The following is a 15475-nucleotide window of genomic DNA, read 5'->3' as shown; positions in this document are numbered from 1 at the left end:
CTCCTTTATGTCTCACTGTAAAATGTATTATTTTGCGGCTCTGTACCAATAAGCTCCATATAAAAAACTGTCTCACTCATATAAATATACGGGAAGAGCCAGAGAAGACCGATATACATCGAAAAAAGCGATAAAATCGCCAGCGGAATAAAACTGAGCATCATCAGCCAGTATTTCAGGATATGTCCTCTCATCAAACGTGCACTTGTTTTCAGTGCTTCTATTCCGCCCATTTCCGGACTGTCTGCAAGCAGACAGAAAGTCAGCATAAACGGGCTCGTCAGGATTACCTCCAGAACAACTCCAACCAGAAGCATCACAAGACACAGCTCGATCCATGCAATCTGCTCTGCTTCCGTGTTTCCTGCTTTCACTATAAATGACACGTAGTAAAATGGCAGCTGCGCCACAGTATTCAGAAGTGAAAGAATAAATCCTGCCACCAGCACCCGATCCGGTCCGTTGTGAAACAGATAAAGAAGGTTTCCTAAGGAAACCTCCCTGTCACGAGCCATATTCAGAAGCATGTAGCTGTATCCTGCCCGAAAGACCATGGCAATCAGTGAAAAGACAAATACAAAGACCTGTCCTGCCACCATTGGCCATAGTGTGCTTCCGGGAAATAATTGTATGGAAAGTATATTTCCGATAAAAGTTACCGCGCCAACTGCGAGTACACCGGCAATTGCAGAACCCCAGTGTCCACTGAGGTTCATTTTTGCCTGTTTTTTCCAGTATTTTATACTGCCGTTCATAAAAACTCCTTTTCAGCAGTTTTGAAAAAAGTTCTTCCGTTTTTATTCGTGATGAGCTGTTACGGAAGCAGCTTTGTTGCTGTCTTCATCTTTGTTAAACCAGAATTCCACATAGTTTCTGATCTTCGCATCTTTATTCGGATAAATTCTTAAATAATCATCATTTTCTTCGGAAATGTAACCTTTTTCATCTGCCCTTTTAATAAGCTCTGCCTTGTCCGCTCCAAGTGTAATATCTCCGGAAAGTTTCATTTCAATGCTTTCCGGATCATAAGTTGCGAAAGACAGTTCTCTGACAAAACAGTTCTCAAGAGCCGTTGCATTTTCTGTCTCGTTATAAACAGAAAAATGAATGCTCTGATTGTTTTTCATCATATCAATAAATGCAATTCCGCCGCCCTCTACATACGGAGTGTCCTCTGCATCCTGGATTTCCCATCCGTTTGCTGTAAATGCAGATACCGGTGCCGGAAGACTGTAAAGATCTCCCATGTATTCGACAGCTGTATCCAGCATATCGTCACCAAGCGCTGTCGGTGTTTCATAAGAAGTAACAATATCCGGAACTTCATCGCTGACTGTTCCCTTATCATAATCTTCCGGTTCCTCAAAGTTTCTCAGATCTACTTCTTTCAGAGTATTGTCATCTTTATATACAGAAAGTTCTACTTCCTGATAACTATCCTTCTCATAGGTTAATTTTGTATAAAGATCGCCTTCGTATGTGTCACTCGGTTCTCCATATGCAGCTTTGATGTCATCAAGTGTGGCTTTGCCTAATTCAAGACCGCCCGGAAGCTTCACAGAAACGGTACTCAGATCAATATCATATGAGCCATCCACCGTGATTCCACCGATCAGACAGTCTTCCAGTCCTGCTTCGTTGATTCCAAGGTTTATCACATCTGCATAAACACTGCTTGCACCCTTGTTAAACGTCATCAATCCATAAGAATTGGTGGATACCTTTGTATCCGGATCTTCTCTTGAACTCAATTCCCACCCCATATCAGTAAACGCCTGATATGTCATAGGAAATTTCATTATCTGACCGTCAAACTCCATGCTGAAACTGTAGATGTCATCTCCCAGCCCCTCTGCGATCTCAGAATCAGTCGCTTCTCCTGCTGCTTCTGTTGTTTCGGCAGCCGCTTCTTCTGTCGCATCTGCTGCAAATGCAGATACCGGTGCCATCATCATGCATGCTGTCAGTACCATCGCTAATGTTTTCATTTTCATAAGTAATTGCCCCCTGTGCTTTTTATTTATTTAATCTGCTGAATCAGTCCGCAAGATTAAAAACATCATGTACAGCGTTCATTGCCCTTACGCCGTCTTTTTCGTTGATCAGAACGGTGACACGAATCTCGGAAGTAGAGATCATGTTGATGTTGACTCCTTCATTGTAAAGACTTTCAAACATCTTAGCTGCTACTCCGGGATTGCTCATCATACCTGCTCCGACGATAGAAAGTTTCGCAATATTTCTTTCGGCATGCAGTTCCTGATAGCCAAGGCGTATTTTGTGTTCTTCCAGTGCTGCCATCGCATCATCCAGATCTTTGCCGTCAACAGTAAAGGAAATATCCTTCGTGCCGGCACGTCCGATAGACTGCAGGATCACATCTACGTTGATATGTTTTTTGGCAAGTACATCAAATAATTTAAACGCCACACCCGGCACATCTCTAAGTCCGATCACGGCAATTCGTACAGCGTCTGTGTCAAGAGCCACTCCGCTGATCAGCATTCTTTCCACTGTTACTTCCTCCTTTACGACAGTTCCTTCACTGTTATTCAGACTGGAACGTACCACCAGCGGTACGCCATATTTTTTCGCCATTTCGACAGAACGGTTATGAAGCACACCGGCTCCAAGCGTTGCCAGATCCAGCATCTCATCATAAGTGATTTCTTTCAGTTTGCGTGCATTCGGCACTTTTCGCGGATCAGCAGTATAAACGCCATCCACATCTGTATAGATCTCACATGCATCTGCATGAAGGGCTGCTGCCAGTGCAACGGCTGTCGTGTCGGAACCGCCTCTTCCAAGCGTTGTATAATCGTCGTATTTATTGATTCCCTGAAAACCTGTGACAACTACGATCTTGCGGTTTTCCAGTTCTCTGCGGATACGCTCTGTATCAATTCGTTTCAGACGTGCATTGCCGTGTACACTGGTCGTATGCATGGATACCTGAAATGCATTCAGAGATACCGCCGGTACTCCAAGCTTGTCAAGAGCCATTGCCATCAGTGATACAGACATCTGCTCACCGATTGTAAAAAGCATATCCATTTCTCTTTTTGGCGGTTTTTCGTTGATATCTTCTGCCATGGTGATCAGCTCATCAGTGTATTTTCCCATTGCAGAAAGCACAACCACCACGTCATTGCCTTTTTTGTATTCTTCTACGCATCGGTTCGCAACATTGTAGATTCTTTCTTTATTCGCTACAGATGTGCCGCCGAATTTCTTTACTATTAACATAGCTTCCTCCCGGAATTATATTTTCAATCCTTTACACGGATCATGGTAATTACATTACCATTTAATTTATGTACCTTTTCTTCGTATGTACCCTGCTTCATGCATTCTGTGATAAATCCAAATTCGCCCGGAAGATTTTTAAGGTTTACGATCTGCACATTGTCAAACACGGTTTCCACCTGCTCTACCGTCGTACCTTTGACACGTACAAAGAATCTTCCTTCGACTTCATCCATTGTCATAAGCTTCAGCGGACGGCTGGACCAGTTTGTCATGATATTTCTGTGAAGATGTTTTGCTTCATCCACAACATCTGCAACAACGGCGCTTGCTGTAGGAAGCTTTCCGGCTCCGCTTCCGTAAAACATCGCATCACCGAGCACGTTACCATGTACGAAAACTGCATTGAATACATCGTTTACACTGTAGAGCGGACTGGTCTGACCTACAAGGAACGGTGCAACCATTGCATAAAAAGAATCATCCCCGATCTTGCGGCTCGTACCGAGGAGTTTGATCGTCATACCAAGTTCTTCGGCATACTCCATATCTTCCGGCGTGATCTTTGTGATTCCCTCAGTATAAATATCCTCATAATTGAGAAATCTGCCATATGCAAGAGAAGACAGGATTGCAATCTTGCGGCATGCATCATAACCCTCAACATCCGCGGTCGGATCTGCCTCTGCATAGCCTTTCTGCTGTGCTTCTTTCAGAACTGCGTCAAATTCTGATCCTTCTGTCGCCATTTTGTACATCATGTAGTTGGTCGTTCCATTCAGGATACCGGTGATCTCATCGATTTCATCTGCTGTCAGAGAAGAATTCAGCGCACGAATGATCGGAATTCCGCCACCGCAGCTTGCTTCAAATAAGAAGTTGATGTTCTTTGCGCTTGCAATCTCCATCAGCTCCGGACCATGCTTCGCAACCAGAGCTTTGTTTGATGTGCAGACACTTTTGCCTGATTCAAGTGCACGTTTTACAAAGGTATATGCCGGCTCGATTCCGCCCATAACTTCGACTACAATATCGACTTCCGGATCGTTTGCAATAATCTCATAATCATGTACGAGAACCTTTTCGACCGGGTCACCCGGAAAATCTCTCAGATCCAGAACATATTTTACATTGATCTCCGCGCCTGCGCGCTTATTGATGCTTTTGTGGTTTGTGTTGATGACTTCCACTACACCGCTTCCAACTGTACCGTATCCTAATACCGCAATATTTATCATGTCTTCCTCCTGTGTAATATGTTACAGTTCATAAATTTTATCTATTCTCTACCGAGTATCTTCAGATAATGGATTCCTTCCTGACTCTCAATTTCTTCTATCATGGCTTCCGCGTCACCCTCGCCCGGCAGAATATCCACACTGAGCGTGAGCGTTGCGATTCCATTGATCGGAATACTCTGGTGAATCGTAAGAATATTTCCATGGAAATGCGCTATGGCCTGAAGGACTACAGACAAAATTCCCGGCTCATCATCCATCTGAATGATAAAGGTGATCGTCTTTCCTCTCGTTTCTTCATGAAACGGAAAAATATCATCCTTATATTTATAAAAGGAGCTTCGACTGATCCCGGTCTGCTCTGCTGCTTCCTGTACCGTACTTACCTTCTCGGAATCCAGTAATTTCTTTGCCTGTACAACTTTCAGCAATACCTCCGGAACTGCCCGCTCCCTGACTACAAAATACTTTTTCTTCTGTGTTGTTTTTTCCATTTCCAATTTCCTGCTCCTGTTGAATCCACATTCTTTACAGTATATACCCCCGCGGAGATATGTCCGTTTATAAGAGACACGTGTTCTCCTACGAGGGATATATTACCATATTATGCCCGCTTCTGCAATGGCTTTTATGAATCCTGACAGGCTCCAAGGCTGAATTTATTATTGTTCAGCCGTTTTCTTTGACAGTGCGATCCATTTCAGATATGCATTGATGAACGGATCGATCTCGCCGTCCAGAACAGCATCTACATTACCGGTTTCTTCACTTGTTCTGTGATCCTTTACCATCGTGTACGGCTGCATTACATAGGATCTGATCTGATTACCCCATCCGATATCTGTCACTTCACCACGGATACCGGAAAGTTTGGCTTCTGCCTCCTGCTGTTTCAGAAGGAACAGCTTTGCTTTCAGCATCTGCATGGCTTTGTCTTTGTTCATGTGCTGTGAACGTTCATTCTGGCACTGTACTACGATTCCTGTCGGAAAATGCGTAATACGGATCGCAGATGAAGTCTTGTTGATGTGCTGACCACCGGCACCACTGCTTCGATAAGTATCGATACGGATGTCGTCGTCATTGATCTCTACATCCAGATCTTTCTTGATATCCGGCATAACGTCGCAGGATACAAATGAGGTCTGACGCTTACCGGCTGCATTAAACGGTGAAATACGTACGAGACGATGTACACCCTTTTCGGATTTCAGATAACCATAGGCATTTTCGCCATTTACCTGAAAAGTAACAGACTTAATACCGGCTTCATCACCATCCAGATAATCCAGTACTTCCATGGTAAATCCCTTACGGTCTACCCAACGGCTGTACATACGGTAAAGCATGCCGCACCAGTCACAGGCCTCTGTGCCGCCTGCTCCTGCATTCAGCTTGATAATTGCATTTTCGCTGTCGTATTCTCCGGATAATAATGTCTTAACACGGATGCTGTCAAAGTTTTTCTCAAATTCATCCAGCATCTCCTGAATCTCCGGAATGATCTCCGGATCATTTTCCTCATAGCCCATCTCGATCATGGTTTCCATATCTTCCATCTGGCTCTCCAGACTGTGATAAATCTCCATGTCGTCTTTCATGCTTTTGAGTTCTTTCATTTTTTTCTGGGAAACTTCTGCGTCATCCCAGAAATCAGGCGCTTCCATCTCACGCTCTAATTCTTCAACCCGCTGCTCTTTGTTAGCGAGGTCAAAGTGAATCCCTCACTTCCACTAATGGTTCTGTGTATGTTGCAAGAATGCTCTTGAACTGATCTAATTCAACCACAGCTTCACCTTCTTTCTATAATAATCATAGTAACTGTGCAGTGCTTTCTGCTGAACAGTTATCAAAAATACAATAACATAAAATCCGTTATAATTCAATCTTTTCGAGGTCTTCCGGCACATACAGACTGCCGTGGAAATACTTCCTGCCTTCTTCTGTATATAATTGTTTACGGCGGGCAATATTTTTATCCTCGGTGTGATAAAGTATCAGATTTTTTACGCCAAGCTGTTCTGCGAGTTCACTGGCATCTTTCGCTGTGGAATGATGCTTTTCATATGGATGGAACACATCCGCCTGGTCATACAGGCAAAAAGCCTCGTGAAGCAGCCATTTGCTGTTTTCGGCATATTTTTTCTCACATTCATTGTATGGTTCGTCACCACAGCAGGTCAGTTTTTCACCGTTTCCCATGTCCATGCAGAATCCGTATTGTTTGGCCTTTGTGGACCGAATGTCAAAAAATGTCACCTTATGTCCCATAAGGGTACGCTCCTCACCGTCATTTACCACAACCAGATGAAGACGTTTGCCGATAAAATCGGTCAGTTTCTTTGGATAAAGCTGCTCTGCCATCTCTTTAAGCAGACCGATCACTTCATCGTGACCGTAGATCCATGCTTCTCCTTCATACTGTCCCTGTTTCATATGCTGGCAGATCATGCGGATCATCCAGACAATTCCCATCAGATGATCGACGTGCTTGTGAGTCACAAAAATCTCTCGCATATCCTGCCAGGCAAAACCGGCCTGCTTCAACTGGCGAAGCAGAGTGTTTCCACCGCCGCCGTCAACCAGCAGATGTTTCTCCCCATCCTGAAGCACAAAGCAGGTGTTGTAGCATTCCGTCACCATTGCATTTCCCGTTCCGAGCATTGTTATATTCATGGAAATTCCTCCTGTGTTTGTTGTGTTGTAGTGTCACGCTAAAAGCCTCCATTATGATACCATAATATAGAAAGAAAAGGAACAGCCAGCGCTGCTCCCTATTCTGAAAAGTGTGTTAAAAATTACTATTACGAAAAACTATATGGTTCTACTTGCAATCCGTACTCTTTCATCAGTTGTCTGCGATAATCCTTATCTGTAAATGCACGCTTCATATCTCCCATTCGCTCATCATTATATAAATGTTCATACAAGATATTTACTAAAGTTTCCCGTTGCCGTGTTTCATCTTCTATTATTTCTTCAAGACCTTTACACATATTACAGCCTCCCTCCTGTCTTAATTCTGATTTAAGTTCCTGTAGTTTTTTCATATCGGACATCACACATATCAGATCATATGCATCTTCTTCAAGACTGAGCAGTCCTTCTCTGTGCTTCTCTACATATTTCTCTAATTGTTGTTTGTTCCCATCATTTTGCAGAAATCCGAAAACTTCTCTGAGGTCAGTAGTAAATTTTTCAACATCAGAAAAATTCCGTACTTCTATCAGATTAATAGAATAATCCTTCATTTGCTTTTGTATATGTAACGGGCAGACTTTCAGATCTGTAATCTCTTTCAGGCTTTTTGCTCCATTCCAGTTATCTTTCCCAAAATAGATAACGATTGTAAGAATTGGTTTCAGCCTGTCAGATTCTTTAAATTTTGATAAAAATTCTCCGTGATCTGCCCATGTCTGTTTTTCTCTTTTGTGTTTTCGCTCAATGTCTTTCCATTGTAAATAATAGCCGTTTGCATCTGCATTGATCACGCGCACCGGCATCACATAACTGATATCTGACTGATTCTGAATGGATATGATAATCGGTATCTTCTGTATATCGTTATCAGCATTCTTTACATCGTTTTCTTTTCCAACTGGAATCTTAGCTTCAAAAAGAACATCTGTAATATTTACATTTGTCTTCAATTCCTTATCGTTCCACCATGATTTTGCCAGTATCGGATTCAGCTCAGAAACATCCTGCGGGCTTATGATTTTATTTCCACCATACAGATACACATTCAGCAGATCGGCTATCCGTGTTTTATCTTTAAAGTAGTTGATTGAAGGAATATCCTTTTTTGCCATCACACCTCTCTTTCTGGATATGCGTTTTAAGAACTTTTTGTTCTTATTTTAATTATACGAACTTCACTATAAAAATTCAATCTTTACATATCCTTCTTTACATTAATTTGAGATTTTCGGCTGAAACGCCAGATCAAAAGATAAATAAATGATGTGATTATTTTAGCATTTCTGCGTGTGCGAGGCAAGAAAAAAGTTTGACAAATTCTGTCTATAAACGCAGGACTGCTTTTATAAACGAAAAACTCCATCATATACGAAATCTCTTTCATATATGATGGAGCTTTTATTGTTTTGTTACTTCTTAAATTATTTTACGGTAATCTTCACCTTAATTTTCTTCTTTCCTGATTTTACAGTAATAACTGCTTTTCCTTTCTTTTTCGCTACTACTTTTCCTTTTTTATCAACGGTTGCTATCTTCTTATTCGAGGTAGAATAAATTACCTTTTCCTGGCTGGTGAGCGGAGAAATAGATGCTTTTATCTGGTATTTCTTTCCCTTCTTTAAAGATACGTTTTTTTCTTTCACACTGATCTTGGAAGTTTTTACAGTTCCTTTTTGCACCTTGACTTTTGCCTTCAACTGCTTTCCACTTGCCAGCGTCACCGTCAATGTTGCCGTTCCTTTTTTCTTTGCAGTAATCTTTCCACCGGATGAAACCGTAAATACCTTTTTATTACTGCTACTGTAGGATTTGATATAATCACCGGTTGCCAGACCAGATACTTTCAGCACATTTGTCTTCTGACGTTCTTTTAATAAAATACTGTTCAGATTCAGAGAACCTGTTGGTACTTTCACCGTTGGTGCATTTACCGTTCCCCCATTTGACCGTTGCTGTGTATCCTTTATATTTACTCTGCAAACTGCTTGAACATTATTTATTTTACTTGTCGCAATAATATCTACACAGCCTTCGCCTTTGGCAGTTACAAGACCACTTTTCGATACTGTAGCAATTTTTTCATCGCTACTGGACCATGTGACTGATTTATCTGTCACATTTATCGGAGTAACGTCTGACGCCAATTGCACAGTGTCCCCAACTGTATGTAATTCTGCATATTCTTTATTCAGGCACACTTGTTCTTTGTCTACTACTTCAATTAACTTTCCCCAAGAAGCACGTATTTTCCCAGTTTTAATGTTCAAGGACGCAAGCCATGTTACACCCACCGAGTTAGGTATTATTTCATAATTCTCTACTTTTGCGATATCGGATTTAACCGCATACGTAATATAATAAGGTTGCTCTTCCTTCGGACTAAGTTCGTCCAGTAAATAGTTATTTCCTCCCTTCAGCAATACAATACGTTGCACTTTTGTCATATCGTATACATCAGTCCAGTTCATTCCCCTTATTTCGTTTTTGTTTCCAGATTCATCTTCTACAATCAACTTCAAGCACCACAAATCATATGTACTTTTTCTCGTTATTTCTTGCGTGTCAAAAGTAAACCTATGAATTTTTTGCATACTGTAATCTGTTTCATATATTGTATGCGGATAAACCACTGAATCATTAATAAATTTTACTTTCGTCTTGCTTTTATCTGAAACTTCAACTTCATAGGAAATAATGCCATCTCCCACATAATCAAAACTAACTTTTACCTCTGGTCTCTCAGTATCAATTGTAATATCCGCATTTCCGCTTCCGATTTTAATATTCTGACCCTGTGGATTGGTATCTAAAGCCCAAACATCTACTGTCTGATTTCCAGTCTTTTTTGTATTTATCACAGCATCAAATCCATGGAAATTTCCCACTCCCCCAAATGCCTTCTCTACATCCGGTCTCTCCTGATCTGCTGTAATTCTCTGAACAAATTCACCGCCAATATAAATATCTATTGAGAGACTACTATTAACAGTATCGGGATCAAATGCCCATCCTCTTACATAGACCGCCTCATCTCTGCCTTCTATAATATCTACATTTCCAATCGGAACTTTATTGCTTTGTCCGGCAGTTTTAAATGTTTTCTTATTTCCATAATATCTTTGACCACCAAAATCAGCAAACATTTGATATGTATAGTTTCGTCCCGGAGATAATGTCACTCCCAGCTCAGTTTGCAAATTATAACTAATCTGCATGTAATTATAATTTACAGATGTTCCCTCTGAACTCTGGTGAATCAAATTACCTGCATCATCCCAAATACTGACTCCCGCTCCAGTAAACTGAACGCGCTGACTCACATCAATCTTTCCGTAAATGCATGCATTCGTTTCTGTAACGTTGTCCTCCCATTCACTCCATGAAGTACTGATTCCACTGTCAACGGCTCCACCTCCATTGCCATTGGATCTGTAAACATAGCAACTTAACCACGAACTATATCTACTTAAAGGTTGTGGACTGTTAAAAGGCGTCGAGTCAGAGGAATCATCGCAATAAAGTTGACCTGTAGCTTTAGATTTTTCATTATCAAGATATACATAATGTCCTGGGACTTTTACTATAGTATAGTACCCTGCATTAATATTAAACCAAAGTTGATTTGCATCAGAATTCCAGTTTCCCAAATACTCTAAATTTTTTCCTTTTTGACTTGCATATGCTGTTGGCGCATATCCTGTTTTCAATTGATAGGTTGTTTCCTCAGCGTATCCATTATTTCTTTCCCATACAAAAAAGGAGTCGGGATTAAATGTTGACGAACGGTCAACGCCTGTCTCATACAATAATTTTGCCTGTGCAACTACCGCACATCCCCACTTTCTCATATAATAGTCATCAGACTGACATTGATTCCAATATCTCCAATTGCTATTATAAGACGCATACATTTCTATTGCGTCTTTTTCTCCTGCATCGAACGCATCCGTATCTGAACTTTCTTCTATTTCAATTTCCGAATCACTTTGGAAAACACTACCATTATTAGAGTCTGAATCTCCAAATTCTATTTCCGGATCAGTGTCTCCATCAGCCTCCATCTTTAAAGGCTCCTCATTGTCTTCAGAATTTGAATCCTCAACTCCCGTCTCTCCTGAGATCTCCGTTCCATCTTCTCCATCTATACTATTTCCATCATCCATAATAAACTCGAAATTTATATCATTCTGTGCACTTGCCTCTACAATCAATGCACCACCTATCTGTGTAGCAAATAATGACATTGCCATTCCAAGCGAAAATAATACTCTTGTTATTTTCTTCTTCATCTGTTTTCCCCCTTGCATAGTGTTTTTTCTTTAATTTACCACATCTTCTCCCTCATTTTTCGCTCTCAACATAAACAGACATATCTACGTACATAATTAGCAGTTAATCCCCATTTTGCGCTAAAGAAAGGAGAAAAGGAACAGCTCGCGCTGCTCCCGCTCTCCGGAAAATACATTTTAAAATTTTGCAGTTTTATTTGCACTCTTGTACTGCCAGTTATAATACGTGCTGATGCGATAACGAACTTTGTGTGCATTAACAAATCTGAAGTTCGACATCCTCCATGAGCTTTTCAATTTTTTCAGTACCTTTTTATTTGACCCATTATAGTTGCAACGAATCACCTGCGCCTGTTTCAAATCCTGAGAAACTTTTACATAATAAACTCGTTTTCCTGTAAATTTTATGCCATATCCATAACCGAGATTTTTGCATTTTCTTGAAGAAAGATTATACAGACAATACCGATTAGGCCCTACATCTGTTGCCTCATGTATATAAGCAATTGCATTTTTTCCTCTTCGCTCTATCAGCTTAAGGTTATTCCTTTCCTTCTGGAAGCCTTTCTTTCCAATCGTGTATGTATATGTATTGTAGTATAAACCTGAACTTTCAACACAAAAATACAGTTTCTTCCCATAACTTAGACTATAACTTATTCCTGCATCTCCGTCATAATTCATACTTGCAACAAGTTTTCTTCCATAACTGGTTTTCAAATATAACTTACTGTTATTTTTATATTGCGAACTCAAAGAACTTTCTGTCAGATAAAATGTTTTTCCATTTGCACTGATTGTAGTTGTATTTGAAAATGCCTTCACCGGCTGCGCGCCTGCTACAAGAAAGAATAAAAACAACCCTATTCCTAAAAGCATCCCATAGTGCAAAATTTTCTTTTTCACTGTGTTCATGTATGTTTCCTCCTCGTTTTATCCCTGATTTGCTGTCCATTTAATATATTTCATTTTCTTGCAATATTTATTGTAGTATTTATAATACCTCTTTTTTGAAACTTTTTTACCATTTAGATATCTGTAAATTGGCTGATACCCGTTTATATTCATTACCATTCCTACATAATCTGACAATGTTGCTACCCGATACATCTTACCTTTTCGTATCTTATACACATTACGTGAAACAGTTCTTGCATTAATCGTAGCTGTAATTGTAAAAGTATTTGTCTTTTTGTTGTAATAAACACTGGGACCAACCCATGAAGTAGTCTGTATCACTCCTAAAACTTTGACTTTATTTTTGTATATTGTTAAAATAAGCATCTGCCCCTGTGGCAAATAAGCAAGATATTCCGGAATCCCATCTGCATTTAGATCTTTTTTCATCCACATTGACATATCTGAACAATAAATCCTGTGTATATCTACCTTTTTTCCCGTATCATTATAATTCCATCCGGAACGCGCACGCAAATCATCTGTAATTTTCATTCTTTTAGGATGAGAAATCCATTTATTCAATGCATTCGAATATAATTTATCTACTTTTCTGGATGATAACTTTGCCGCCTGAGCATTGTTAAGCTCCATTGCCGGAACACATAACGCAAAAATCAATAAAAATATCATTACCTTTTTTATCATTCTTTTCAAATTTTCCATAGCCAATCCTCCCATATAATCTTTTCTTTTAGTTTACCACATATTTCCATTTATTTTCACTCTCAACATAAACATATATACTTGCATACATAATTAACCGTTAATCCCAATTTCACGTTAAAAAAATGCCCACGCTGTAATAATTCTTAATATGTCGCAATATGCAACAACTTGACGAACGATTTTTCTTGTTTTTCAAGTATAATATGTGCTATATTTTCATTACTTAAATTTCTATGCCTATCAGGGCATTCTTACAAGTTTCATTTCTGAAACAAAATTCTCCAACTTACACTACATGAAAGGAAAATGTCTATGCCAACTAAACTTCAACAATACTTCCCTATGATCCGAAACAAACACGATATCTTAAAAGAGATTGATTCGAATGTAAAACTCACGGAAAAATTCTATTGTCTGAAAGAACACCAACGGCAGGAGTTTCTGGATTTCTGCTCAGGAGCTCGCGGTGTAAAAATGTTATATGATTCCTTTTTTAAAGAAATTATGAATCCCAAAACTGTACCGGAACGGCTGGAAAATTTCTTAAGTGTCTTGTTGCAAAGAGAGGTAAAAATTGTAGAAGTTCTACCGGGAGATTCCAGTAGAATAGCAGATGAACAGTCACTTCTTATCATGGATATTGTAGTCCGTTTTGAAGATGGTACTTATTGCAATGTGGAAGTACAAAAAATCGGTTATGCATTTCCAGGTGAACGAAGTGCCTGTTATTCCTCTGATCTCCTGCTACGCCAATACAAAACAGCCCGCAGTCAGAAAAAAGAAAAATTCACATATAAAGATGTGAAAGGTGTTTATACGATTATTTTAATGGACACAAGTCCCGGAATATTTGCTGAATTTCCCAATAAATATGTACATACATTCCATCAGGAATCTGACACCGGTCTCAATATAGATCTTCTGCAAAATTATATCTTTATTCCACTTGACATTTTCCGTGAGAATGTACAAAATAAAGGTATCAAGAACAAATTGGACGCCTGGCTTGCATTTCTGAGTATGGACGAACCAGAACAGATTATTGACCTTATCACAGTCTACCCAGAATTCAAAGTCATATATGAGCATGTATACAATATATGCCGGAATGTGGAGGAGCTTATGGGAATATTTTCAGAGGAATTAAAAATTCTTGACCGCAATACCGTAAAATACATGGTAGACCAAATACAGGAAACTATTAATGAACAGAAAGCCCAGATTGCCCAGCAAAAAAATCAATTAGCAGAAAAAGATCATCAGATGCAAAAATTATCTGCTGACATTACTATGCTAAAAGAGCAGCTTCAACTACTTCAGGCAAAGGACTTATAAAATATCCCAACTGTCCAATCCATATTAACACGGATAAACAAATACACTCCATCGTATACGAAACCTCTTTCATATATGATGGAGTTTTTTCTTTGATTTTCCACAAAATGGGCTGAAACTGTGCTATAATATTTCTATTATTTGATCAGAGGTGCCTATATGTTAAAAATTGCCATATGCGAAGACAATTCTATTCACTGCAAACAAATCCACGACCTGACCTGTTCCTGTCTTCAGGCGGCATACGACGTTGATATTTATACTTCCGCGGATGATTTTCTTGCCCGGATCACTGATCAAAAATGTCCTTACCAGATCGTTCTGATGGACATTGAGCTTGATTCCGGAGATATGTCCGGCATTCATCTTGCCGAAAAGATCAATCTTTCCAATTCAGAAACCCAGATTATTTTTATCAGTCAGTATCTTCAGTACGCCTCAGCTGTTTATGAGACAAACCACGTTTATTTTGTCAGCAAACAGCAAATAGAAGAGTATCTTCCCAGGGCGCTTTCGGCTGCCTGTCGCAAGTTGTCCGAGCTTCACCGGCAGTATTTTTGTTTCAGTTATCTTTCTCGGGATTACCGCATTCTCCGTTCCGACATTCTGTATATGGAACGCAAACTGCGAAATACCGAAATACATACAAAATCTCAGATTTACTATTGCCGCGACAAAATCCAGGATCTCATCGATCAACTACGGCCTGATTTCTGCATCTGTCACAAAAGCTTCGCGGTCAATATAAATGCCATATATACCTTAAGTCATGCCGGTATTGAGCTTTCTGACGGCACGCGCCTTCCTGTAAGCCGTAACTGTTACCAGTCAACCAAAGATGCCTTTGCGCAGCTGCTGCTAAAAAGTCAAAACGAGGACCTGTGATGTTAAAGAATCTGGCATTTACAATGCTCACTGCGGTATATTATTCCGTTATTCCTGTATATTGTTTTATGCAGCTTTTTTCCTGCACGGACAAATTCAAAATTTATATTCACGTTTTAGCATCCTTCTTTATTCTGTGGGCGCTTCAATTTATCA

At 39.9% G+C, this 15475-nt stretch carries 13 protein-coding genes; 2 read left to right on the top strand and 11 right to left on the bottom strand.

What is annotated here, in order from left to right; genetic code table 11:
- Positions 1–5 precede the first annotated feature (5 nt).
- The 11 genes from H8Z79_RS00460 to H8Z79_RS00410 form a co-directional block, all read right to left on the bottom strand.
- Positions 6–755 (bottom strand): DUF975 family protein, encoded by a 750-nt coding sequence (locus tag H8Z79_RS00460; RefSeq protein ID WP_118039303.1) that lies wholly within the window; start codon positions 753–755, stop codon positions 6–8.
- A 42-nt stretch (positions 756–797) separates the two neighbouring features.
- Positions 798–1994 carry a hypothetical protein gene (locus H8Z79_RS00455; protein ID WP_015541821.1) on the bottom strand — a complete coding sequence of 399 codons (1197 nt, stop codon included), beginning with the start codon at positions 1992–1994 and terminating at the stop codon, positions 798–800.
- A gap of 43 nt (positions 1995–2037) precedes the next feature.
- Positions 2038–3246 carry an aspartate kinase gene (locus H8Z79_RS00450; RefSeq protein ID WP_118039302.1) on the bottom strand — a complete coding sequence of 403 codons (1209 nt, stop codon included), beginning with the start codon at positions 3244–3246 and terminating at the stop codon, positions 2038–2040.
- 23 nt (positions 3247–3269) lie between these two features.
- On the bottom strand, positions 3270–4484 hold the full coding sequence (locus H8Z79_RS00445; RefSeq protein ID WP_015541819.1) for a homoserine dehydrogenase: 1215 nt from the start codon (positions 4482–4484) through the stop codon (positions 3270–3272).
- Between the two features lie 41 nt (positions 4485–4525).
- On the bottom strand, positions 4526–4978 hold the full coding sequence (locus tag H8Z79_RS00440) for an ACT domain-containing protein (protein ID WP_015541818.1): 453 nt from the start codon (positions 4976–4978) through the stop codon (positions 4526–4528).
- A gap of 168 nt (positions 4979–5146) precedes the next feature.
- A protein-coding gene (prfB, locus tag H8Z79_RS00435) for a peptide chain release factor 2 (protein WP_118039301.1) occupies positions 5147–6272 on the bottom strand; the annotation gives its coding sequence in 2 pieces (ribosomal slippage) (positions 5147–6196 and positions 6198–6272; 1125 coding nt in all).
- 87 nt (positions 6273–6359) lie between these two features.
- The gene (locus H8Z79_RS00430; RefSeq protein WP_118039300.1) at positions 6360–7160 is read right to left on the bottom strand and encodes an MBL fold metallo-hydrolase; all 801 of its coding nucleotides are present in this window, start codon (positions 7158–7160) and stop codon (positions 6360–6362) included.
- A 128-nt stretch (positions 7161–7288) separates the two neighbouring features.
- On the bottom strand, positions 7289–8296 hold the full coding sequence (locus H8Z79_RS00425; RefSeq protein WP_118039299.1) for an Rpn family recombination-promoting nuclease/putative transposase: 1008 nt from the start codon (positions 8294–8296) through the stop codon (positions 7289–7291).
- Positions 8297–8605: 309 nt separating this feature from the next.
- Positions 8606–11473, bottom strand: coding sequence for an Ig-like domain-containing protein (locus H8Z79_RS00420; RefSeq protein ID WP_187002654.1), 2868 nt, complete (start codon positions 11471–11473; stop codon positions 8606–8608).
- Between the two features lie 177 nt (positions 11474–11650).
- Positions 11651–12388, bottom strand: a complete 738-nt coding sequence (locus H8Z79_RS00415; protein WP_118048527.1) for a hypothetical protein — start codon at positions 12386–12388, stop codon at positions 11651–11653.
- 18 nt (positions 12389–12406) lie between these two features.
- Positions 12407–13096, bottom strand: a complete 690-nt coding sequence (locus H8Z79_RS00410) for a hypothetical protein (protein WP_118039296.1) — start codon at positions 13094–13096, stop codon at positions 12407–12409.
- A 315-nt stretch (positions 13097–13411) separates the two neighbouring features.
- Here H8Z79_RS00410 and H8Z79_RS00405 point away from each other — a divergent pair, with 315 nt between their 5' ends.
- Both H8Z79_RS00405 and H8Z79_RS00400 read left to right on the top strand, forming a co-directional pair.
- Entirely contained in the window at positions 13412–14434 is a 1023-nt protein-coding gene (locus H8Z79_RS00405; protein ID WP_118039295.1) for a PD-(D/E)XK nuclease family transposase, read from the top strand.
- Between the two features lie 159 nt (positions 14435–14593).
- Positions 14594–15319, top strand: coding sequence for a LytR/AlgR family response regulator transcription factor (locus H8Z79_RS00400; RefSeq protein ID WP_015541812.1), 726 nt, complete (start codon positions 14594–14596; stop codon positions 15317–15319).
- Positions 15320–15475 lie beyond the last annotated feature (156 nt).

This window comes from Blautia intestinalis (assembly GCF_014297355.1).
GTDB classification, from domain to species: Bacteria; Bacillota; Clostridia; order Lachnospirales; family Lachnospiraceae; genus Blautia_A; species Blautia_A intestinalis.
Note: the sequence above shows the minus strand (reverse complement) of the source record. Positions and strands in the feature narration are given on the sequence as shown.